This window comes from Stenotrophomonas lacuserhaii, from assembly GCF_014836545.1.
GTDB lineage: Bacteria > Pseudomonadota > Gammaproteobacteria > Xanthomonadales > Xanthomonadaceae > Stenotrophomonas > Stenotrophomonas lacuserhaii.
Genome location: NZ_JACSQS010000001.1, coordinates 283,377 through 306,470, shown reverse-complemented (window position 1 = coordinate 306,470; position 23,094 = coordinate 283,377). Strand labels below are relative to the sequence as shown.

The 23,094-nt window shown below is 67.1% G+C and carries 21 protein-coding genes; 4 read left to right on the top strand and 17 right to left on the bottom strand.

Annotation, left to right across the window (positions count from 1 at the left end; translation table 11 throughout):
• Positions 1-7: 7 nt before the first annotated feature.
• Both H9654_RS01495 and H9654_RS01490 read left to right on the top strand, forming a co-directional pair.
• Positions 8-1,354 carry an SLC13 family permease gene (locus H9654_RS01495; RefSeq protein ID WP_191768442.1) on the top strand — a complete coding sequence of 449 codons (1,347 nt, stop codon included), beginning with the start codon at positions 8-10 and terminating at the stop codon, positions 1,352-1,354.
• An 84-nt stretch (positions 1,355-1,438) separates the two neighbouring features.
• On the top strand, positions 1,439-2,158 hold the full coding sequence (locus tag H9654_RS01490) for a GntR family transcriptional regulator (RefSeq protein ID WP_191768440.1): 720 nt from the start codon (positions 1,439-1,441) through the stop codon (positions 2,156-2,158).
• Positions 2,159-2,173: 15 nt separating this feature from the next.
• On the opposite strand, the gene H9654_RS01485 is transcribed toward H9654_RS01490, so the two are convergent.
• The 14 genes from H9654_RS01485 to H9654_RS01420 all read right to left on the bottom strand — a co-directional run bounded on the left by H9654_RS01485 (position 2,174) and on the right by H9654_RS01420 (position 15,388).
• Complete coding sequence (locus tag H9654_RS01485) at positions 2,174-4,090, bottom strand: response regulator (protein WP_191768438.1); 1,917 nt, start codon at positions 4,088-4,090, stop codon at positions 2,174-2,176.
• Positions 4,077-4,949 carry a sensor histidine kinase gene (locus H9654_RS01480; protein ID WP_191768436.1) on the bottom strand — a complete coding sequence of 291 codons (873 nt, stop codon included), beginning with the start codon at positions 4,947-4,949 and terminating at the stop codon, positions 4,077-4,079. The genes H9654_RS01485 and H9654_RS01480 overlap by 14 nt, the downstream gene beginning before the upstream one ends.
• Entirely contained in the window at positions 4,946-5,965 is a 1,020-nt protein-coding gene (locus H9654_RS01475) for an ATP-binding protein (RefSeq protein WP_191768434.1), read from the bottom strand. Before H9654_RS01475 ends, H9654_RS01480 begins: the two co-directional genes overlap by 4 nt.
• On the bottom strand, positions 5,956-6,357 hold the full coding sequence (locus H9654_RS01470; RefSeq protein WP_191768432.1) for an anti-sigma regulatory factor: 402 nt from the start codon (positions 6,355-6,357) through the stop codon (positions 5,956-5,958). Before H9654_RS01470 ends, H9654_RS01475 begins: the two co-directional genes overlap by 10 nt.
• Positions 6,354-6,716 (bottom strand): STAS domain-containing protein, encoded by a 363-nt coding sequence (locus H9654_RS01465; RefSeq protein ID WP_101100628.1) that lies wholly within the window; start codon positions 6,714-6,716, stop codon positions 6,354-6,356. The genes H9654_RS01470 and H9654_RS01465 overlap by 4 nt, the downstream gene beginning before the upstream one ends.
• A 1-nt stretch (position 6,717) precedes the next feature.
• Entirely contained in the window at positions 6,718-7,578 is an 861-nt protein-coding gene (locus H9654_RS01460; RefSeq protein WP_191768430.1) for an STAS domain-containing protein, read from the bottom strand.
• Between the two features lie 219 nt (positions 7,579-7,797).
• Complete coding sequence (locus H9654_RS01455) at positions 7,798-9,342, bottom strand: TerC family protein (protein WP_191768428.1); 1,545 nt, start codon at positions 9,340-9,342, stop codon at positions 7,798-7,800.
• A 49-nt stretch (positions 9,343-9,391) separates the two neighbouring features.
• Positions 9,392-9,619, bottom strand: coding sequence for a helix-turn-helix domain-containing protein (locus H9654_RS01450; RefSeq protein WP_191768426.1), 228 nt, complete (start codon positions 9,617-9,619; stop codon positions 9,392-9,394).
• The gene (locus H9654_RS01445; RefSeq protein ID WP_101100668.1) at positions 9,619-10,089 is read right to left on the bottom strand and encodes a DUF2975 domain-containing protein; all 471 of its coding nucleotides are present in this window, start codon (positions 10,087-10,089) and stop codon (positions 9,619-9,621) included. The genes H9654_RS01450 and H9654_RS01445 overlap by 1 nt, the downstream gene beginning before the upstream one ends.
• A gap of 169 nt (positions 10,090-10,258) precedes the next feature.
• Complete coding sequence (locus tag H9654_RS01440) at positions 10,259-11,005, bottom strand: copper homeostasis protein CutC (protein ID WP_191768878.1); 747 nt, start codon at positions 11,003-11,005, stop codon at positions 10,259-10,261.
• A complete protein-coding gene (locus tag H9654_RS01435) occupies positions 11,002-12,006 on the bottom strand; it encodes a glycosylasparaginase (protein WP_191768424.1) in 1,005 nt (334 codons plus the stop codon). Before H9654_RS01435 ends, H9654_RS01440 begins: the two co-directional genes overlap by 4 nt.
• 45 nt (positions 12,007-12,051) lie before the next feature.
• Positions 12,052-13,080, bottom strand: coding sequence for a glucokinase (locus H9654_RS01430; protein WP_406833441.1), 1,029 nt, complete (start codon positions 13,078-13,080; stop codon positions 12,052-12,054).
• Between the two features lie 82 nt (positions 13,081-13,162).
• A complete protein-coding gene (locus H9654_RS01425) occupies positions 13,163-14,293 on the bottom strand; it encodes a fatty acid desaturase family protein (RefSeq protein WP_101100623.1) in 1,131 nt (376 codons plus the stop codon).
• A 15-nt stretch (positions 14,294-14,308) separates the two neighbouring features.
• A complete protein-coding gene (locus H9654_RS01420; protein WP_191768422.1) occupies positions 14,309-15,388 on the bottom strand; it encodes a flavin reductase family protein in 1,080 nt (359 codons plus the stop codon).
• 94 nt (positions 15,389-15,482) lie between these two features.
• Here H9654_RS01420 and fabR point away from each other — a divergent pair, with 94 nt between their 5' ends.
• Positions 15,483-16,136 carry an HTH-type transcriptional repressor FabR gene (gene fabR, locus H9654_RS01415; protein ID WP_042613603.1) on the top strand — a complete coding sequence of 218 codons (654 nt, stop codon included), beginning with the start codon at positions 15,483-15,485 and terminating at the stop codon, positions 16,134-16,136.
• Between the two features lie 129 nt (positions 16,137-16,265).
• A complete protein-coding gene (locus H9654_RS01410) occupies positions 16,266-17,243 on the top strand; it encodes a zinc-binding dehydrogenase (protein WP_191768420.1) in 978 nt (325 codons plus the stop codon).
• Between the two features lie 103 nt (positions 17,244-17,346).
• Here the strand turns inward: H9654_RS01410 and H9654_RS17920 are convergent, their stop codons facing one another.
• The 3 genes from H9654_RS17920 to H9654_RS01395 all read right to left on the bottom strand — a co-directional run bounded on the left by H9654_RS17920 (position 17,347) and on the right by H9654_RS01395 (position 23,057).
• Positions 17,347-19,890 (bottom strand): methyl-accepting chemotaxis protein, encoded by a 2,544-nt coding sequence (locus H9654_RS17920; RefSeq protein ID WP_318241101.1) that lies wholly within the window; start codon positions 19,888-19,890, stop codon positions 17,347-17,349.
• Between the two features lie 138 nt (positions 19,891-20,028).
• Positions 20,029-22,008 carry a choline BCCT transporter BetT gene (betT, locus tag H9654_RS01400; protein ID WP_191768873.1) on the bottom strand — a complete coding sequence of 660 codons (1,980 nt, stop codon included), beginning with the start codon at positions 22,006-22,008 and terminating at the stop codon, positions 20,029-20,031.
• A 128-nt stretch (positions 22,009-22,136) separates the two neighbouring features.
• Entirely contained in the window at positions 22,137-23,057 is a 921-nt protein-coding gene (locus tag H9654_RS01395) for a M14 family metallopeptidase (protein ID WP_191768418.1), read from the bottom strand.
• Positions 23,058-23,094 lie beyond the last annotated feature (37 nt).

Genomic DNA, 23,094 nt, shown 5'->3' with positions numbered 1-23,094 from the left:
AGGGCGCATGAGTCCGGAAATCGCAACGATCATCGGTCTGGTGATCATGTTCATCGTGGCCACGGCCCTGCCCATCAACATGGGTGCCGTGGGCTTTGCATTGGCGTTCATCATCGGCGGCATCTGGGTCGGCATGGACGGCAAGGAAGTCCTTGCCGGATTCCCCGGCGACCTGTTCCTGACCCTGGTCGGCATCACGTATCTGTTCGCCATCGCGCAGAAGAACGGCACCATCGACCTGCTGGTGCACTGGGCGGTGAAAGCAGTGAGAGGCCACATCGTGGCCATCCCGTGGGTGATGTTCATCGTGACTGCGGTGCTTACCGCATTCGGTGCGCTGGGTCCGGCGGCGGTGGCGATCATCGGCCCGGTCGCACTGCGCTTTGCCAAGCAGTACAAGATCAACCCGTTGATGATGGGCCTGCTGGTGATCCACGGTGCGCAGGCCGGCGGCTTCTCGCCGATCAGCGTGTATGGCGGCATCACCAACCAGGTGGTGCAGAAGGCGGGACTGGACGTCACGGAAATGGCGGTGTTCCTGACCAGCCTCGGCTTCAACCTGCTGATGGCGTTCATCTGCTTCTTCGCCTTCGGCGGCATCGCGTTGCTGCGTCGTGGGCGTGCGGTGGCAGAAGAACCGCTGGTCGCCGGCGTGCAGGCGTCATCGCGCCAGTTCGCCATTGAAGGCCATGGCGCGGTGGTCAGTGCCGGCGGCGGCACGCTGTCCAATGACCCGCAGGCACTGGACGAAGTCCGTATCAACCGCGACCGCCTGATCACCCTGGTGGGCCTGCTGGGCCTGGGCGTGGCGGCGCTGGTGTATGACCTCAACGTGGGCCTGGTGGCGATCACCGTCGCGGTCGCCATCGCGCTGGCCTCGCCTTCGGCACAGAAGGGCGCGGTGGATGGCATCAGCTGGTCCACCGTGCTGCTGATCAGCGGCGTGGTGACCTATGTCGCGGTGCTGCAGAAGGCCGGCGCGGTCGACTTCGTCGGCCACGGCGTCGGGGCCATCGGCATCCCGCTGCTGGGTGCGCTGCTGGTCTGCTACGTCGGTGGCATCGTCTCGGCGTTCGCATCGTCGGCGGCCGTGCTCGGCGCCACGATCCCGCTGGCGGTCCCGTTCCTGATGCAGGGTCACCTCAGCGCCGCTGGCGTGATCTGCGCGCTGGCGGTGTCGTCCACCGTGGTGGACGTCAGCCCGTTCTCCACCAATGGCGCGCTGGTGGTGGCGTCGGCGGCGAAGGAAGAGCGCGAGGCACTGTTCCGTCGCTTCCTGGTCTACAGCGGACTGGTGGTGGCCTTCGGCCCGCTGCTGGCATGGTTGCTGTTCGTGGTACCGGGCTGGATGTGATCGGCCCGGGAGGTGGCGACCATTGGTCGTCACCTCCCGGTGCACCCGCTAGACTGATGCATCCACCTGGACTGCACTTTGACCATGCCCCTGGCCCCCGGCCCCCGTAAAAGCGCCCGCCGCGTGCCACTCTATGAAGAGGTGGCCGAACAACTGCGGCAGAAGATCTACGATTACCTCCTGCCACCGGGCGAATGGATCGACGAACCGGCACTGGCCGAGGAACTCGGCATCAGCCGTACGCCGCTGCGCGAAAGCCTGAAACTGCTGGCTGCCGAGGGCCTGGTACAGATCGATGCAGGGCGTGGCAGCCGGGTCACCCGCCTCACCCTGGAAGACCTCAACCAGCTGTTCCCGGTGATGGCGATGCTGGAAGGCCGCTGCGCGCACGATGCGGTGCGCCGCATCGATGACGCCGGCATCGCCCAGCTGCAGGCCCTGCACGATGCGATGGAAGCAGCGGCCGCAGCCGGCGACCTGGCCGAGTACTACCGCAACAACTACTTCATCCACGAATCCCTGCAGACCCACGCCGGCAATCCGTGGCTGATCCGGGTGACCCACGACCTGCACCGGATCCTGAAGATGCACCGTGGCCGCCAGCTGCTGACGCCGGGCCGGATGGCGCAGTCACTGGCAGAACACCGCGAGCTGATGGACTGCATCCGCCGTCGGGATGCAGCTGCCGCCGAAGCGACGATGAACCGCCATCTGCTCAGCCAGGGTGAAGCGCTGGCCGCTTACGTCGCGGCCGGCGGGCAGCTGAATGTTCCCGCGCCACTGCCGCGCGAAGGCGGCGTTTAAGCACCAGCGCCTGGCTCACCGCAGGGCGAAACTCACCGCGCGCAGCAGTTCGGACAGGTTGAACGGCTTGGGCAGCAGGCCCATGCCCGGCCCGAGGAACTCATTGCGCACCGCTGCGCGTTCGGTGTAGCCGGTGATGAACAGCACCGGCAGGCGGGGACGCAGCTCGCGAGCGGCATCGGCCAACTCACGACCGTTCATGCCCGGCAGGCCGACATCGGACAGCAGCAGCGCGATGCCCTCGTCGTCGCGCAGTTCGCGCAGCGCCTGCCGTGCATCGGCCACCGCGATGACCTCGTATCCTGCCTCACGCAGCATGTCCTGCACCATCTGGCGCACCGAATCGGTGTCGTCCACCACCAGGATCCGCTCGAAGCGGCCTACCGGTGTTTCACCGCGCTCACCGGCCACCTCGATCTTGGCCGCATCGCCCAATGGCAACAGCAGTTCCACTTCGGTCCCGACCCCGGGTTCGCTGCTGATGCGTGCCACGCCGCCGCTCTGGCGGGCAAAGCCATAGGTCATCGACAGGCCCAGCCCGGTGCCCTCGCCCTGTGGCTTGGTGGTGAAGAACGGTTCGAAGACCTTCTTCAGCAGGTGCGCTTCAATGCCACTGCCGTTGTCCATCACCTTCACGCTGATGTAGTCGCCGGCGGCCAGGCTGTAGTCGCCTTCCACCGTGGTGCGCTCGCCGCGGATGCGGATCAGGCCGTTACCACCCAGCGCATCGCGCGCGTTGATCACCAGGTTCAGCACCACGCTTTCGAACTGGTTGGGATCGGCCAGCGCCACCAGCGGTTCGTCACCGAGTTCGAACTCCAGCTCGATGTTCTCGCCGATGGTCCGCCGCAGCAGGTCTTCCAGCGAATGCACGCGCTGGGCCACGTCGAACGGCTGCGGATCCAGCGGCTGCTTGCGCGCGAAGGCCAGCATGCGCTGGGTCAACGCCGCGGCACGTGTGGCCGAACTGGACGCGGCATCGATGTAGCGGCCGAGACGCTCCAGCTTGCCGCTGTCGGCCGCCAGTTCGATCATGTCCAGGCCGGAGATGATGGTGGTCAGCAGATTGTTGAAGTCGTGCGCGATGCCGCCGGTCAGCTGGCCCAGCGCGTCCATCTTCTGCGCCTGCAGCAGCTCGGCTTCGGTGCGCTCGCGCTCGGAAATCTGGTACGCCAGTTCGCGGCGCTGTTCGCGGTCGCGCTCATGGTGGGCGGTGATGTCTTCCACCACCACCAGCCCTTGGTCGGGCTGCTGGTACGGGGTCAGGCGCCACTGGGTCATGCGCGGGGTCCCGCCCGGATTGGGCAGGGCGACGGTGCCCTGCCAGCGCTCCCGCCGCTGCAGCGCCCCCCGCAGCCCATCGATGAAATCGCCTGCCCCGCCGAGCCGGTCCAGGGGCGAGCCGCCACTGATGCCGGTGCCCAGCAACCGGGCGAAGGCATCATTGGCATCGCGCACGCTCAGGTCGGCGTTCAACACTGCGATGGGCGCGTTGATCTGGCGGAAGATCTCGCCGAAACGGGCCTCGGCCTCGCGCAGCGCATCTTCGGCGCGGCGGGCCCGCAGCAGGCTGCGCAAGGTAGCCAGCAGCACTTCCGGATCGACCGGGTGAGTGAGGTAGCCGTCGGCACCGGCGTCCAGCCCGGTGATCATGTCCCCGGTGCTGATCGAAGCCGCCGACACGTGCACCACAGGCAGCAGCGCGGTACGCGGTTGTGCGCGCAGCTCGCGGACCACGTCGAAGCCGCTCATGTCGGGCAGGTTCACATCCAGCACGAGCGCTGCGAAGTCATTGACCGCCACCGCATCCAGCCCGTCCTGTCCCATCCCGGCTTCATCCACGCGGAAACCGTGATGCTCCAGCACCCGTCGCACTGCATAGCGCGTGGCTACGTTGTCATCCACGATCAGGATGCGGTCACGGTGCGGCATCGATGGCCTCTGCTGCGGTTTCAAGGTTCACCGGTACCACCACGAAGAACTCCGAGCCTTCGCCCTGCACGCTGTTGACCCCGACATGGCCACCCAGCAGTCCGGCGAAGCGCTTGCACAGCGACAGCCCCAGCCCGGTACCCCGCAGGCGCTTCTGCAGCGGTGAATCGACCTGCATGAAATCCTCGAACAACGCCGCCTGCATCTCCTGCGGGATGCCGATGCCGGTGTCGCGCACACTGAAGCGCACCGCCGCATCGCCTTCCAGCTCGGCGGAGACCACGATCCGGCCGCGCGGGGTGAACTTCAACGCATTGGACACGTAATTGCGCAGGATCTGCGCCAGCTTCTTGTCATCGGTGTACAGCATCGGCAGCTGCGGCGGCGCGATGAACTCCAGTTCTATGTCGTTGCCTTCGACCAACGGGCGGAACATGCCGCGCAAGGCCGAGAACAGATCCATCAAGTCGAACCAGCCCGGTGAAATGGTGATACGCCCCGCTTCGATCTTGGCCAGGTCGAGCAGGTCGTCGACCATCTCGCGCAGCTCGCTGGCGGCGTTGCTGATGAACAGCACCTGCTGGCGCTGTCCGCTGCTGAGCTCGCCGTCCATGCCATCGTCGAGCAGCCGCGTCATGCTCAGGATCGACCCGAGCGGCGTGCGGAACTCGTGGCTCATGTAGGACAGGAAGCGGCTCTTCAACTCGGACACCTGGCGCAGCTGTTCGGCCTGCTGGTCCAGTTCGCCATACAGCGCCAGCACCCCCTGGTTGGTCTCGTCCAGCTCAGCGCGCAGGCCTTCGTTCTCCGCGCGGAGACGCTCCATTTCCTGCTGCAGGGACAGATCGGTGACGCTCATCGGAAGGCTCCCACGCGCAGCGCGACGACGCAGACATCATCGCGACCACGATCAAAATCACGTTGCAGCACGGCAACCACCAAGGCAGGATGGCGATGCTGCAGCCCAGGGTAATCGCGCAGGCTCCACCGCGCCTGCAGTCCATCACTATGCATCACCAGCAGCGTGCCAGCGGGGGCGTGAAGGCTGAATGCCTGCGCCTTGCGGTACTGCACGCCGACGATGCCGGGCATCGAAGCCATGCCACGCGAGGTATCGCCGATCAGCAGGCTGCCGGCGATGTTGCCCACGCCTGCATAGTCGATTTCACCGCTGCCCAGCGCAACGCAGGCGACCGCCGCCGCACCGCCGCGCGAGCCCGACAATGCGGCGTGCAGGTCGTTGATGGCGTCCACGGCCGAACCTGCGGTTGGCAGCGCTGCCAGCGCACGCACTCCGCCTTCGGAGGCCTCCGCCGCCAGCGCGCCGTGGCCCAGGCCGTCGATCACCGTCAACGCCAGTTTCTGGTCCTGCACGCGCAGGTGCCAGGCATCGCCGCAGGCGAGCTCATGCTTCATCGGCAACCGCACCGCACCATAGGCAAGGTCCGCATCGCGCGGCGCCCGCTCTGGATGGATCCGCACCACCAGTATCGAGCCGCGCGCATCGGACCAGGCCTCCATCACCCGCGCCTGGCGTGCGATGGCGGCCATGCCCAGGCCCTGGCTGCCGCCGGTGGAATACCCATCCTGGAGGCACTGGGCCAGCACGAAGCCCGGGCCGCGGTCGAAGGTGCACAGCTCCACCCCTTGGCCGCAGGCACCGGCGATGACCGACAAGGTCATGCGGCCGCCGCCACCGTGGCGCCACAGGTTGGTCGCCATTTCCGTGGCGGCCAGCGCGACGCGGCCGGCATCGATTTCGTTGAAGCCGGCTTCGGCGGCCACGCGCAACGCTTCGCGCCGTGCCTGCCCGACCTGGGTGGTTTCCTCGACGACCACGACCCGGGTAAGCGGACCGGAAAAATTCAGATCCATTTGGTGATGGTTACCCGCGTGCCCTGCCCTGCGGCCGTGTCCAGATCGAAATCATCGACCAGCCGACGCGAGCCGGACAGGCCCAGGCCCATCCCGGACCCGGATGACCAGCCATCGGTGAGCGCCTTCACCTGGTCCGGAATGCCCGGCCCCTGGTCGGCGAACTGCAACTGGATGCCGCGGCGGACACCGCGTTCGACGATGTGCCAGTGCATGTCGCCGCCACCGCCATAGATCACCGCGTTGCGTGCCAGTTCGCTGGCGGCGGTGACCAGCTTGGTCTGGTCCACCAGCCGCAGCCCGAAGCGGACCGCAAGCTGCCGCACGGCCTGCCGCGCCAGCACCACGTCCTGCTCGATGCGAATCGGAAGGGATCCGTTCTCGGCGATCATGGGTCGCCTGCGGGCAGCTGCAGCAACTTCATGCCGCGCTCCACGTTCAGCGCGGTACGCACGCCGCGCAGGTCCAGGCCCAGCTCCACCAGGGTGATCGCCACCGCCGGCTGCATGCCCACCACCACGGTGGTGGCATCCATGATCCGCGCCAGCGCGGAAATGGTGGAGATCATGCGCCCGATGAACGAGTCCACGATATCCAGCGCGGAGATGTCGATCAGCACGCCACGTGCGGAGGTGCGCTGGATCTTGTCGGTCAGGTCATCCTGCAGCGTCAACGCCAGCTGGTCGTGCATGTCCACCTGGATGGTCACCAACAGCAGATCGCCCATCTGCAGGATCGGGATGCGATCCATCTCAGCCAGCCACCTTGGTCACGGTCTGGCCGGTCCGCTTGAGCGCCAGTGCAAGGGCGTCGGCCAGGTTGGCCTTGGTCACGATGCCCTGCAGGTCCAGGCCCAGGTGCACGATGGTCTGTGCGATCTGCGGGCGCACGCCGCTGATGATCGCATCGGCGCCCATCAGGCGGATGGCGGTGACGGTCTTCAGAAGGTGCTGGGCCACCAGCGTATCCACCGTGGGTACGCCGGTGATGTCGATGATGGCGATTTCCGATCCGGTTTCGACGATCCGCTGCAGCAGCGATTCCATCACCACCTGGGTACGCTGCGAATCCAGCGTGCCGATCATCGGCAGCGCCAGCACGCCTTCCCACAGCTTCACCACCGGGGTGGACAGCTCGAGCATTTCTTCCTGCTGGCGCTGGATGACCTCTTCGCGGCTCTTCTGGAATGCCTTAACGGTCTGCAGCCCGAGCAGGTCCAGCAGTTCGGAGATGGCCCACAGCTGGTCGCCCAGCTGTTGCGGATCGGCTGCCAGGGCTGCCTGGACCTGGGCGAACAACGGGCGCTTCAGCGAGAAGATGAAACTCGCCGTCTCCGACGAATTGAAGCCCCTGCGCGCGCGATCGGCGGACAGGTCTTCAAGGAAGCGGCGCAGGCCCTGCCATTCCGGGCCCTGCAGGCTGCCTACATCGGCGGCCGGGACGGACTGCAGGAACAGCCGCCAGAACTCACGAAGCTGCGAATCCACTTCGTGGCTTGAAATGCGGTTGTCCTGTCCTTGGCCCGCGGCGGCAAGGGTCTGCTGCCACTGCGTGAGGACCTGTTCCTCGTTGCTGCGGATGAGATCAAGGGTGCGCTGCTGCAATGCCGCCATGGGAGTTTCCTGCTGGGTGGGGCCAGCAGTGCATGCCATTGCATGGACATCTGGCCGGAAGGATTCCAGCCGGGTATGACGTAACGCAGTACGGTGCGTTCCCCTTCCCCGACCGGACAACCTTCACATTACGCAATCAGCAATGTGTTCAACGCGTGAAGACGTTCAAGGCGACTCGCGACGCGGCGTGTCGTGTGCTCCGCATTGCCAAGGCCGGCGTCAGCTGACTTGTTCAGAAATGCGCTGCAAGGCCACCCGTCCCACCCTGCGCTTCTCCATCGAGAGCACCCGCAGCCGGAAGCCCGCGTGTTCGATCACATCCCCGGCCAGCGGCATCCTGTCCAGCGCATGCAGGACCAACCCGGACAACGTCTGGTAGTCGCCGCTGCGCTCGAAGCGGATGCCGGCCATGCGCTGCAGGTCGTCCAGGGTCAGCGCGCCGTCGGCCTCCCACTGCTGGTCGGCGATCACGGTGATGCCATAACGCTCATCCTGGGTGTCGGCGAGGTCGCCGGCGATGGCGGCCAACAGATCGTTGGCGGTCACCAGCCCTTCCACGCTGCCGTACTCATCCACGACCACCGCCAGCGGCACCGGATGCTGTCGGATCAGCTCCAGCACCTGCAGCGCGCTGGCGTTGGAAGAAACAAACTGGGCCTCGCGCAGGCTGGTCTCCAGCTGCAGCGGTCTGCCCTGCAGCAGGTTGGCCAGCAGGTCACGGCTCTGCACCACGCCACGCAGGCGGTCCAGGTCGCCGTCGGCGACCAGCAGGCGGGTGTGGGGGCTGGCGATCAACCGTGCAATGACATCTTCGGTGCCACGGCTGATATCGATCCACTGCACATCGGTGCGCACGGTCATCACGCTGGACACCGGCCGTTCGGCCAGGGTCAACACGCTGCGGATCATGTCCTGCTCCACCGGTTGCAGACGCTCCCCGCCGACGCCAGCAGCCGGATCACCCTCGTCCTCCTGCGCGCCGGCATCGCGCACCCCGAACATGCGCATCACCGCATCGGCGGTGCGCTGGCGGAACGGCAGCTGCGCCTGGTCGCGCTCGCGGTTGAAGCCCACCCATTGATTGAAGCCTTCCACCAGGATCGAGAACGCGATCGCCGCGTACAGATAGCCCTTCGGGATCCTGAAGCCCAGGCCCTCGGCCACCAGGCTGAAGCCGATCATCAGCAGGAAGCCCAGGCACAGCACCACGACGGTGGGATGGCGATTGACGAAGCGCGTCAGCGGCTTGCTGGCCAGCAGCATCAGCGCCATCGCGATGGTCACCGCTGCATACATGACGCCCAGGTTGTCGACCATGCCGACCGCAGTGATCACCGAGTCCAGCGAGAACACCGCATCGAGCACCACGATCTGCGCCACCACGGTACCGAAGCCGGCGTATACCCGGTTGCCGCCGCCCTCGTGCGTACGGCCTTCCAGCCGCTCGTGCAGTTCCATGGTGCCCTTGAACAGCAGGAACAGGCCACCCACCAGCAGGATCAGGTCGCGCCCCGAGAAATCATGGCCAAGCACCTCGAACAGCGGCTCGGTCAGTTTCATGATCCAGGACAGCGCGGCCAGCAGCACCAGCCGCATCAGCAGCGCCAGGGTCAGGCCGATCACCCGCGCGCGGTCGCGCCGGTGCGGGGGCAGTTTGTCGGCCAGGATCGCGATGAACACCAGGTTGTCGATGCCCAGCACGATCTCAAGCACTACCAGGGTTGCAAGCCCCATCCATATCGAGGGGTCAGCCAGCCATTCCATGCGTAGGTTCTTTTCTGTGATTGAAGGGGAAAGTGCGGGTGCTGCCGGATCAGGCGCCGTCGTCCTGGGCCGCGGCCGGATCGTGCCCGAGCAGGTCACCGGGCGTGCAGCGCAGTTCGCGGCAGATCGCATCGAGCGTGGAAAAGCGGATCGCACGCGCCTTGCCCGTTTTCAGGATGGACAGGTTCGCCAAGGTGATGTCGATGCGCCCGGCCAGCTCGGACAGGGTCATCCCGCGTTGCTGCAGCATGCGGTCCAGGGTGATGACGATCGCCATCAGACCACCCCGTCCAGATCCTCACGCATCGCAGTGCCCACGGCGAACACATGGGCGATGACGAACAGCATCAGCACCGCCACCAGTCCGGTGATCGACATGCCGCCGCCTATTTCCATCCAGGCGAACTGCGGTCCCATCCAGCTGGCGTAGACGCCGATCAGGATCGACAGCAGCTCCATCGCCAGCATCAGCCAGGCCATCCGGCGCAGGCGGGTGACATTGCCCCGGGTGAACGGTTGCCGGTCGCGCACCGAACGCACCAGGCGCTGCAGGTGGCGCAGGAACACCAGGCCAAGCGCCAGCAGCACAACGATGGCCAGCAGGCCGGCACTGAAGTGCAGCAGCAGGTGCGGCGCATCGCCATGGTCGGCCACCACCGACGCGTCGACCGCATCGAGCAGCCGCGCCGGCCGCTGCAACACCAGCGGCACCGCGCACAGGGCGGCCAGGATGCCGAGCCAGCACATCGCCACGACAGCGTGGATGGCGGCATGGGTCAGCTTGAAGATGCCACGCGGATCAGGCGCGCGGCGGGTACGGCTTGGCACGGGGCCTCCAGCAGACAGGCGCCGGAAGAGCGCCCTGTGTTTATTGATAAACGATAAACACCGTAGTGTCCAGCCCGTGACGCCGTCGTCAGCGCCGGTCCGGCAACGCATCCAGCGCGGCACGCAACGCGGCGACCTGCGTGGCGTCACTCTGCTGATGATCCAGCGCCAGGCCGGACAGAGCGCGGTTGTGGTGCTGCATCGCACTGCGCTTGAGCGCCTTCGCCGAGGCATGCAGTTCGGTGCAGCCACTGCGCTGGGCGACATCGGCGATGTTGGAGGCGGCAAGGCCCGCCCCGGCGATGATCCCGATGCGCCCCGCAGACCGCTGGACCATGCCCGCCAGCACATCCACGCCTTCCAGCGCCGAGCCGTGGCCCCCGGAGCTCAGCACCCGCGCGCAGCCCAGCCCGATCACCGTCTCCAGCGCCTCGGGCAGGTCGCGCGCCGCGTCGAAGGCGCGATGGAAAGTGACCGGCAGGCCGCCTGCCGCCGCCACCAGCTCGCGGCACAGCGCGACATCGACGTCGCCCTCGGCCGTCAACGCGCCGAGCACCACGCCGTCCATGCCCAGTGCACGGCAATGCTGGATGTCGCGCAGCATGACGTCCGCTTCCCAACCGCCATACAGGAAGTCCCCGGCGCGCGGCCGGATCAGCACGAACAGGGGCAGGCGCACCCGGTCGCGGCTGACCGCGAGCGTTGCATGCGAGGGCGTCAGGCCGCCAGAGGCGAGGTCGGCGAACAGTTCCACGCGGTCCGCTCCGCCGGCCTGCGCGGCCAGCGCCGATCCGACCCCATCAGCGGCGATCTCCAGCAGCCGGCGCATGCTCAGGCCTGCTCCGTGCGGTACACCGAGTCGGCATCGTGCAGCCCGTCCTGGCGTTGCGCATCGCACACCGCGTAGACGAATCCACGATGCAGGGCGTAGGCGCCGACCTCGCCGTCGCGATTCATCGCCAGGAAGCACACCTGCAGTGTGCGGCTGGCTTCGGGGCGTTTGCGCACCACCCGTGCGATCGCCTCGCGGCAGGCCTCGGCCGGACTGCGGCCCTGGCGCATCAGCTCCACCACCAGGAACGAGGCCACGTTGCGGATCATCTCCTCGCCGACCCCTGATGCGGTCGCCGCGCCCACCTCGTTGTCCACGTACAGGCCAGCGCCGATGATCGGGCTGTCACCCACCCGGCCCTGCATTTTCCACGCCATGCCGCTGGTGGTGCACGCCCCGGCCAGCCGACCCTGTGCGTCGCGTGCCAGGATACCCAGGGTGTCATGGTTGCTGCTGTCGCCAGGAAGGGTGCGGCGTTCGGCATTGATCTGCGGTGCGTACTCTGCGGTCTGCAACCACGCCCTCCAGGCCTTTTCGGCAGCGGGGGTGAGCAGCTTGCCGCGCGGGAAACCCTGCTCGACCGCGAAAGCCTGTGCGCCCTGCCCGACCAGCATCACGTGCGGGGTCTGTTCCATCACCCGGCGCGCAACCGATACCGGATGCAGGATGTCGATCAGCGCAGCGACCGAGCCACAGCGACCGTCGCCGTCCATGATGCTGGCATCCAGGCTGAGGTTGCCGTCGCGGTCGGGGTTGCCACAGCGCCCCACGGTCGGGTTGCAGAGTTCGCTCTCCGCCCAGCGTGCGCCCTGCTCCACCGCATCCAGCGCGCTGCCGCCCGCTGTCAGGGTCTTCCAGGCCACCTGGTTGGCACCCACGCCGAAGTCCCAGGTCGACACCACCCGGGGCCCGGCATCGGCCGCGGCCGCGCGTGCGCTGCGTGGCAGTCCGAGAGCGCCGACCGCCAACGCGCCGGCCTGCAGGAAGCTTCTACGATCGGTCATGCGAATCCCTCTGTAGGTTGTGCCACCGGGCGCCGTGGCCTCGTTTTACCGGGCCACCGAGGCGTTCCACGCCGCTGCACCGAGTACGCCCAGTTCGCCATGTTCAACCCGCCACACCGGCACCTGCTGCAGCACGCTGGCCAGTACGCCCTTGTTGAGGAAGCGTGCCACGAACGGGCTGTCCGGCAGGAACGGCGCGATATGCGCCGACACGCCGCCGGCCAGGTAGACCGCGCGTGCACCGAACGCAATCGCCAGGTCACCGACGAAGCTGCCCAGCCAGCCGCAGAACATGTGGACGGTCTCATGCGCCAGCGGATCATCGCCCCGATGCGCGGCAGCGAGCAGCGCTTCGGTGTCGTCCCAGTGCGCGCTCGCGCCACGCAGTTGGCACAAGCACTGGTAGAGATTGAGCATGCCGGTGCCGGACAATACGCGTTCGTTGTCGACGTGGTCCCAGCGCTGCAGCAGCAGGCGCAGCACGTCCAGCTCCAGTGCGGTACCGGCCGACAGCGCCGAATGACCGACTTCACTGGCCAGCACCGGACGCGCGCCATCGGCAAAGCGCAGCGCAGCACCCAGTCCGGTACCGGGCCCGAGCACCAGCGCCGGCCACGCCGTGGTCGGATCGCCGCTGCCATGCAGCGCGACCAGTGCATCGGCGCGCACGTGCGGGATCGCCAGCGCGACCGCTTCGAAATCGTTGATCAGCTGCAGCGAATGCAATCCTGCCTGTTGGCGCGTGGATTCGACGGCCACCGGCCAGGGCAGGTTCGCGTTGACCAGCACATCGCCGCGCAGCAGCCCGGCGATGGCCACTACCGCGCCACAACCCGGCCCTGCACGTTCGCCGGCGAAGTCGGCCAGGATGGAAGACAGGCTCGCATGGTCGGCACAGCGGTAGCGCCGGAAGCCCTCGATGCGTGGCGTGCGCCCATCGCCGCACGACCAGGCCAGGCGGGCGAAGGTCCCGCCGACATCCGCGACGATCTGTGCGGCATGGGACTCGGGCAAGGGCTGCGGCGAGGGGGATGGGCTCTCGATGGAGACCGGGGACGATACCGCAACGTTCACTCGCACGCCTTTACGGAAAACAACGCAATGCGTGCAATTCTCAGCGATTGCCCGCGCTTTGCATAGCGCGGGCCCTGGCCGTTCAGGCTGCGCCCGCCACCGGCTCGCGGGAGCTCATGCGCGCCGGACGGCTGGGGAACGCATGCCGCAGGATGCGCCAGACGACCTGGCCGAACTGGCTCGGCAGCGAGCCGGTGTTGTAGTGCTGGCCATAGCGGCGGCAGATGTCCTTCACTTCCACGGCGATGCGTGAATAGCGGTTGGCCGGCAGGTCCGGGTAGAAATGGTGCTCGATCTGGTGGCTCAGGTTGCCCGACAGCACGTTGATCACCCAGCCGCCCCTGAGGTTGGAGGAGCCGCGCAGCTGGCGCAGGTACCAGTGGCCGCGCGATTCATTGCGCAGGCAGTCCTTGGGGAAGGTTTCCGCATCGGCGGTGAAATGACCGCAGAAGATGATCACGTAGGTCCAGATGTTGCGCATGCCGTTGGCCACCAGGTTGCCCAGCATCACCGGCAGGAAGAACGGGCCGGCCAGCGCCGGGAACAGGATGTAGTCCTTGCCCAGCTGGCGCGCCATCTTGGCACCCACCGGACGGGTCTCCTTCCACAGTTGGCGGGCGGTCATGCGGCCCTTCAGCCAACGGCCGATCCGCAGGTCCTGGATCGCCACGCCCCACTGGAACAGCAGCGCGAAGACCGGCGCGATGATCGGCTGCAGCAGGTAGAACGGGCGCCAGCGCTGCTCGGGGAAGATGCGCAGCAGGCCGTAGCCGATGTCATCGTCCATGCCGCGCACGTTGGTATAGGTGTGGTGCTTGAAGTTATGGGTCTTGCGCCAGTTGTCACTGGTGGCCACGATGTCCCACTCGTAGCTGTTGCCGTCCAGCTTGGGGTCTCCGGTCCAGTCGTACTGGCCGTGCATCACGTTGTGGCCCAGCTCCATGTTCTCCAGGATCTTGGACAGCGCCAGCAGCAGCGTACCGGCGATGCACGCCGGCCACAGCAGTGGCGACCAGAACAGCGGCGAGAACGCACCAACGAACAGCAGCAGGCGGCCGAGCACGCCGGACCAGCGCACGGCGGCGGCGACGCGACGGATGTAGCGGGTGTCTTTGGCGCCCAGCTCGCCGATCACGCGGTCGCGGATCGCGTCCAGTTCGGCGCCGAAGGCGTTCAGCTCAGCAGGGGTCAGGGCACGATCAGGGCGGCTCATCAGCAAAGGCTTCCTTTAAAGATCCAGGACCAGGTCGGTGGTCGGGGCACTGACGCAGATACGCACCGGCATCGCCGGTTCATCCTGGTCCTGGCCGGTACGCAGGTGCCGCGTGGCGCCACTGGCGCGCACGCAGGTGCAGGTATTGCAGATGCCCATGCGACAGCCATGCTTCGGCTTGAGCCCCTGGGCTTCCAGGCTTTCGAGCAGTGCCCTGCCGCGTGGCACGGTCAGCGTGCGGCCACTTCGGGCCAGGGTCAGCTGGACCTCGCCCTGGTCATCGGCTGGCGGCGCAGGCGCCGTGAAGGCTTCGGCCTGGAAACCTGCCACGTGATGCAGCAGGCGGTTGCGCGCGGCAGCGACGAAGCCATCCGGACCACAGACCAGCACGTGGCGCTGCGCCAGCGGCACATCGCCGAGGCTGTCGAAGGCCACGCTGTCGATGCGTGCCGCCGGCGCCTGCGCATCGCGCGTGGCCAGCAGGCGCACCTGCAGTTGCGGATCGGCGGCCGCCATCGCCAGCAGCTCCTCGCGGAAGCTGAAGCCGGCGTGGCTGCGCTCCCAGTAATAAACATCCACCGGCGCACCGAGCGGACGCGCGGACAGGGCGCGCAGCAGACTGCGCATCGGGGTGATGCCACTGCCTGCGGCCAGCAGCAGCAGCGGAGCCGCAGTCGGCACCGAAAACTCACCGAACGCTTCACCGATGTGGAAAACACTGCCGCGGCGGGCCTGCGACACCAGATACTGGCTGACCCGGCCGCCATCGACGGCCTTGACGGTGATCGCCAGCAGGTTGCGCCCGAGCAACGTCGGGCTGTAGCTGCGATGCAGCAGACGGCCGTCGATTTCGATGCCGAGGGTCACGTGCTGGCCCGGCTGCATACCGCGCCAGTGGCGGTTGGTTTGCAGTACGAGGGTGCAGGCGCCCTCGCCGGCCGGCTCACGCCGCAGCAGGCGTGCCAGCGGCTGGCGCAGCGTCCACAGACGGTTGACCTGCCCCGCCCAGTAATCAAAAAGCGCCGGCGACAGCCAGCGATGCGGCGAGAGCAGCGACGGACGATCAACCATGGCAGGGCGGACGGCAGTGTTCATGGATCCAACTATACGTGCGCGCACACAGCTGTGTATACAGGTGTATATCGAACCGGATCAGGTATGATTCACGCTTGGTCCACCCGGTTGCCCCATGCCCCCCATCCTCACGCCTCCGCCCGAAGACGCCACGCCGGTCCGCCGTACGGTGACCCGCGAGGATCTGATCATCGCGGCGCTGGCGCTGATCGGGCCGCACCGCAGCCTGTCCACCCTCAGCCTGCGTGAAGTGGCGCGCGAGGCGGGCATCGCACCTAACAGCTTCTACCGCCAGTTCCGTGACATGGACGAACTGTCCATCGCGCTGATCGACCTGGCCGGGCGCTCGCTGCGCACCATCATCGGCCAGGCCCGCCGCCGTGCCACGGTGTCGGCCACCAGCGTGGTCTGGGTGTCGGTGGAAACCTTCATGGAACAGCTGCGCGCCGACGACAAGCTGCTGCACGTGCTGCTGCGCGAAGGCGCGGTCGGCTCGGACGACTTCAAGCACGCGGTTGAACGCGAGCTGCAGTACTTCGAAGACGAGCTGCAGGTCGACCTGGTCAGGCTGGCCGCGATGGACGGGGTGCGCCTGCACGCCCCGCAGTTGGCCGCCAAGGCGATCACCCGGCTGGTGTTCGCGATGGGCGCCAGCGCGATGGACCAGCCGCCGGAAAAGGATGCCGAGCTGATCGAAGAGATTTCCACGATGGTGCGCATGATCATCGTCGGCGCCCGCACCCCGGCCGCCTTCCGCCGCAAGCGCTGACCCGGGTACGACCCGGTAGTGACGGCCGCTGGCCGTCACCCACCGGCCCCCGCTGCCCCATGCCGTTGACCTGCCGTTACCGCGCGCGGTGGCACCCTGTGGACCTCACCCCCCCCACCAGGATTCCGCATGCGCGCCGCCCTCCACGCCAGCTTTGGCGACCCCGCCTCTGTTCTCTCCGAAGGCCAGACGAACCTGCCCGAGCCCGGTCCCGGCGAAGTGCGCATCCGCACCGTGCTCGCCCCGATCCACAACCACGACCTGTGGACGGTACGCGGGCAGTATGGTTACAAGCCGACCCTTCCGGCTGTCGGTGGCAGCGAGGGACTGGGCATCATCGATGCCCTCGGCGAAGGTGTGGAAGGACTCGCGCCAGGCCAGCGGGTGGCCGCCGCTTCGGTGCATGGAACCTGGGCCGAAGCCTTCATCGCACCGGTTCGGATGGTGATCCCGATGCCGGATGCGATCGACGATGAGACCGCAGCGCAGCTGATCGCAATGCCGCTCAGCGCGCTGATGCTGCTGGAATTCCTGCACGTGGAAAAGGGCGACTGGATCGTGCAGAACACCGCGAACGGTGCGGTGGGCAAGACGCTGGCGATGCTGGCCAGCGCACGCGGGGTCAACGTCGCCAACCTGGTCCGCCGCGACGACGGCGTCGCCGAACTGGAAGCACTGGGCATCGCCAACGTGTTCTCCACCGCCTCCGAAAACTGGCAGCAGGCGGTGCGCACCGCGCTCGGCGACCGGCTGGCGCGCGCCGCAGTGGACTCGATCGGCGGCAGCGCCAGCGGCGATCTGGTGGGGTTGCTTGGCGAGGGCGGCACGCTGGTGTCGTTCGGTTCGATGACCGGCGAACCGATGCAGATTCCGTCCGGTGACGTGATCTTCAAGCAGGCCACGGTGAAGGGCTTCTGGGGCAGCAAGGTCAGCCAGGCGATGGCCGTGGAGGACAAGCGCCGCCTGGTGGGCGAGCTGTTTGAGCGTGCCGCTGCCGGTGGCCTGCAGCTGCCGGTGCAGGCGGTCTATCTGCTCGCGCAGATCGCCGACGCGGCCGCAGCCAGCCTGGCCGGTGGGCGCACCGGCAAGGTGCTGCTGCGTCCGTAAACGCGGCATCCCGCGACCGCTGGCGCCGCGTCGTGCTCGGCGGCTCTTGCCCGTGACGCCGCAAGGATTCCGCCGAGCATGGCTCGGCGCTACCGCCGGGACGTCACGCAGGCTCGGCGGTGAGCGCGGCGTGCTGCGTAAGGGTGGAAGTTTCGCGCAGGCGGAAGATCGCCACTGCCTGCTGCAGTTCGTGTGACTGCTCTTCCAGCGAGCGCGCCGCGGCGTTGGCCTCTTCCACCAGCGCGGCATTCTGCTGGGTCGCCTCGTCCATCTGCACCACGGTCTGGCTGACCTGCTCGATGCCCGCGCTCTGCTCCTGCGAGGCAGCGGAGATCTCGGCCATGATGTCGGTTACCCGGTGCACCGAAGTGACGATGTCCTGCATGGTGCTGCCGGCCTGGCGCACCAGCTGGGCGCCCTGCTCCACCTGCCCGACCGAATCATCGATCAGGCCTTTGATCTCGCGCGCGGCAGTGGCCGAACGCTGTGCCAATGCGCGTACTTCGGTGGCCACCACGGCGAAACCGCGACCCTGCTCACCGGCACGCGCGGCTTCCACCGCGGCATTCAACGCCAGGATGTTGGTCTGGAACGCGATGCCGTCGATCACCGTGATGATCTCGGCGATGCGCCGCGACGATCCTTCGATGCCGGTCATGGTCTGCACCACCTGCGCGACGACCTCCCCCCCTTGTGACGCCACCGCGGCGGTACCCTGCACCAGCTGGTTGGCCTGGCGTGCGTGGTCGGCATTCTGGCGCACGGTGGAGGTCAGCTCTTCCATCGACGCAGCGGTTTCTTCCAGGCTGGCGGCCTGTTGTTCGGTACGCTGCGACAGGTCCTCGTTGCCCGCGGCGATCTCGCCTGCCGCACTGTTGATCATCGCGCTGGCCTGCTGGATGCCGCCGACGATGCGCGTCAGCTGCTCCACCGTGGTATCGGCATCGCGCCGCATCCGGGCGAAAACGCCGTGGAAGTCACCCTGCATGCGCGCGGTGAGGTCGCCCCGGGCGATCGCCTGCAGCAGCCGGGACAGCTCGGCCAGGTTGCCGTCGGTTGTGTGCATCAGTGTGTTCAGACCCTCCACCATGCTGCGGAAATCGTGGGTGAAGCGCGTCGCATCACCGCGCTGGGTGAAATCACCGGCTGCCGCAGCGTGTGCCAGCTGCAGGATCTGCGCGTTGATCGCCTGCAGGTTGGCCTTGGTGTCGCGCATCGCCGCGCTGATCATCGCCTTCTCACCGGGCAGCTCCTCCATGTCCGCACTCATGTCGCCCACCGCGTAGCAGGCCATGACCTCCACCAGCCGACGCTGCACGTCCACGTGCCCAGCCACCAGCATGTTGGTGCCGGCCACCATGCGGCCATACTCGCCGGGGAAGGCGCGATCATCCAGCCGATAGCTCATCTGCCCTTCGTCATGCCGCCCGGCCATGTCCGCCTGCGCGGCGATCACCGCGCGCAGCTGGTCCTGCATTGCCCCCATCGAGGTCAACAGGCGGCCCACTTCGTCATTGCGCGATACGCTGATACGGCTGTCCAGGCGCCCCTCGGCCACCGCCGCGGACACCCGTTCGGCCTCGGCCAAGGGCTTCAGCACCAGCGCCCGCAGCAGCACGAACAAGGCCGCGCTCAGCAGCACGGCCGAGAACAGGCCCACTGCCACGATCACCCACAGCAGCGTACGCGCCTGCGCCATCACGTGGGCCTTCGGCACCGCGATGCCCAAGGCGAACACCTGCGGCGCCGAGCCTACCCGCAACGGCACGAACACCTGCAGCTCCTCCTCGCCATTGAAGCGGGCTTGGCTGCCGATCGTCTCGCCCTTGGCGACGGCGGCCAGCATCGCCTGGGTACCGGTATCGTCACGCAGCTTGCCGACCTCATCCGCATTACGGCTGGCCATCACCGAACCGGCAGGCGACAGCAGGGTCGCATGGCCGACCTCCATCGGCCGCATCGCCGCGATGCGCGCCTGCAGCGCCGCCAAGGTGAAGTCGACCGTGATCACGCCCTGGTAGCGCCCGTCTTCGAGGATCGGGGTGGCCACGGTGGTCATAAGGGTGTCCTTGCCGGCCACCGGGTAGTAGTACGGTTCCACCACGGCCTGGGCGAGGGTCTCCCGCGGCTTGAGGTTCCAATCGCCCTCACCGGGCTTTTCGTAATCGCGCAGCGCCTCGCGCACCAGCGTACCGTCCTGCCAGGCCCACCAGGTCATGAAGCGGCCGCTTCCATCATGGCCCTCGCTGTCCACGAACGCAGCGTCCTTGCCATCGAAGGCATCGGGCTCCCACAAAGTGCCCATGCCCAGCCACTGCGGGTGCGCCTGCAACTGGGCGCGGATGATTTCGTTGGCCGCCGTCCGGTCCAGGCTGCCCAGCGATCGCTGCACGCTGAAACTGTTGGCCAGCGCCGTGCCGGTGTCGGCGGCCACCGCGATCTCCGCCGCGATCCGCTGGGCCTCCTGCCCGGCCAGGTCCTGCAGCCGCGCCTGCGCGCTGTCCAGCAATGCATCGCTGCTGCGCCAATAACTGATCACGGCGGTGAAACCGAAGCAGGCCAGGGCCAGCAGGCCGGTGCCGAGCATCAGGCGCCGGGCCACGCTGGGCGGACGCGTGGAGCGTGAAGAAAGGAAAGCGGTACGCATCACGGAACTCGGAAGGGGGCGGACAGCCTCTCTATCGACCCGTATGACGGTTTCTTGACCATCACCGGCGGCGACCACGGCCGCTGGCCGTCCGCTTCCCGCCCCGGTGGGTGACGACCGTTGGCCGTCACACGAAAATCAGCGGCTAAGGTGCAGGAACTGCACGTGGCGCTCGTACTGGCTGATGATGTCGTTGATGATCTGCTCGCAGCTGTAATCGACCAGATCGTAATCCTGGCTGCCCTCGTACAGATGCACCTCGGCCCGGTAGTAGCGGCTGTTGCGCGCCTGGTGCGAGGCGAACGACGGCACCCGGTAGCCGGTCAGGATCACCCGGTACAGGAAATCCTGCTGCTCCCCATGATTGACCGACAGCTCCATGTCACCCGCTTCCAGCCGCGTGGAAACCTCCCAGCCATCCCCGCGCAGCTGCTCGGCCACCGCCTCCATCGCCGGCTTCACGTCGGTATCCATGAAGCGGTACACCTGGTCGCGCACCGGGAAATTGACCGCCCGCCCCAGCCGCTGGCGCCAGCCCTGGTGGTGCCGGCTGGCCCCCACCAATGGCGAGGCCCGGTACTGCAGCGCCCGCTTGCGATGCGACTCATCGGCGAAGGACCGCATCAGCCCCCACGCCATCAGCAGCAGCACCGCCGAGAACGGCAGCGAGGCCAGCACCACCGCGGATTTCAACGCATCCATGTTGCCGGCCAGCAGCAGCCCGGCGGTGACCACCGCGGTCACCGTGCCCCAGAACACCCGCAGCCAACGCGGACCGTCGTCTTCGGGCGCCCCGCCATGCGATGACAGCGTGGACAGTACCACCGCACCGGAATCGGCGGAGGTCACGAAGAACACGAAACTCACCAGCACCGTCACCGCGATCACCGCCCGACTCCACGGATAGCTTTCCAGCAAGGCGTACAGCACGGTGGGAGGGTCATCGATGGCCAGCTGCGCCAGCTGCGTTTGCCCATGGTGCAGCACCTGGTCCAGCGCGCTGTTGCCGAAGATCGACAGCCACGCCAGGGTGAACCCCAGCGGGATCAGCAACACGCCGAACACGAACTGGCGGATGGTGCGGCCGCGCGAGATGCGCGCGATGAACAGTCCCACGAACGGAGACCAGCCGATCCACCACGCCCAGTAGAACACCGTCCAGCTTCCCATCCAGCCCGGCTTCCCGCCGTAGGCATAGACATCGAAACTCTTGCCCACCACGCTGCCCAGGTAGTCACCTGCATTCTGCATCAGCGTGCCAAGCAGGTACTGGGTGGGGCCGGCGAACAGCATGAACAGCACCAGCGCGATGGCCAGCAGCATGTTGATGTTGGACATCCAGCGCACGCCCTTTTCCACGCCGGTCACCGCCACCGCCACCGCCGCGCCCATCATCAGCACGATCAGCGTGATCTGCACGCCGTGGGTATGCGGCACGTTGAACAGATTGGCCAGGCCGGCGTTGAGATGCAGCACGCCAAAGCCCATGTCCGCGCCGAGCCCGAACACGGTGGCGACGATACCGAGGGCATCCACGGTGTAACCGATCGGTCCGTTGATGCGATTGCCGATCAGCGGGTAAAGAGCCGAACGCAGCGCCAGCGGCAGGTTGTGCCGGTAGGCGAAGTAGGCCATCGCCATCGCCGCCAACGCGAACACGCCCCAGCCGTGCAGGCCCCAGTGCAGGAACAACAGCTGCATGGCCTGGCGCGCCCCCGCTTCGCCTGCCGCCGGGTCACCCTGCGGCGGCTGCATGAAGTGGGTCAGCGGCTCGGACACGCAGAAGAAGAACAGGGTGATGCTGATGCCGGCGGCGAACAGCATGCCGGCCCAGGACAGATAACTGAACTCCGGCTCGTCGTGGTCGGCGCCCAGCTTGATGCTGCCATACGGCGACAGCGCGGCGACCACCACGAATACCAGGTACAGCGTCATCGCCAGCAGGTAGTACCAGCCCACGTTGGACGAGGCCCAGTCCTGCGCCTGCATGAGCATCCGCCCGGCACCCAGCGGGTAGACGCTGACGAACACGGCGAACGCCACGACGATGAGCGAGGCGATGGCAAAGACAGGCCGCAGCGTCCGCACCGGGTTATGTTGAGGCTCCAGGGCTTCCATGAAAGCGACCTGCTCCGAATCAGGGGGTATCCGTACCATCATGACGGTCCCATCATCGATTCGTGATGAAGGCCACCAGAAACCAAGCATTTAGCGTGATTTCTGGCGGAAGCCGACAGTCGATTACGTCACGCAGCAGCCAATACGTAGTCCAGCGCAGCGGTCACCGCCACGACCTGGGCCCGGTTGCACTGGGCCGGGGTGGCGCGCGGGCTGTCCGGGTAGACCTCGGTGGTGGTGGTGTAGCGGGCCCCGGTGATGCCGGCGCACAGGCCCAGCGCCACCAGCGGGTACTCGATCACCCCGCGCGAGACCACCTTCGACCCGATGATCTCCCCGGCCTCGTCGGCCGGTGCGATGTGGGTCACCTGCTCCACCGCCGCCACCACCGCCTGCTGGAACGCCGGCTGCGGGTTTTCGGTGTCATCCACCAGGTAGAACCCATCCGGAATCAGGCCGGGCACGAACGGCTTGCCGTCGCGTGCAGCCACCGCCGGGCGGAACTCGCTTTCATCGCTGTCGGTGGTCTCGTGCAGATCGATGTGCAGCACGAACTGCGACTTCGACCGGGCCACCAGCTCGATCAGCGCGGTCGACTCGCGTGCCGGAGCGCCCTGGCGGAAGTTGCGGTTCGGGTCGATGGCATCGAAATTCCAGCGGTTGATGCGCTCATAGCCCCAAGGGTTCACGCACGGCACCACCAGCAGGTTGATGCGCCCTGCATAGGCGGCGGCATGCTGTTCCAGGAACTCCAGCGCGCCCATCACGCCGCTGGTCTCATAGCCGTGCACGCCGCCGGTCACCAGTGCCGCCGGCAGCGCCGGATTCCAGTCGGGGCTGCGCAGCGCCAGCAGCGGATAGGTCTCGCCGGCGTAGTCCAGCGCACCGTACTGCACCGGCTCAAAGGAACCAGCGAGCGCTTCGATGCGCGGCAACACGTCCTGGTCGAAGCGACGCAGCCGCTGCTGCCGTGCCCGCCACTGCGTGCGCTCGGCCTCGCCCCAGGGCTGGCCGGGGGATCCCACGGGATAGAAGGCAACAGGGCTCATGGCGGTCTCGCGGCAACGGAAATCAGCGCGCATTTTA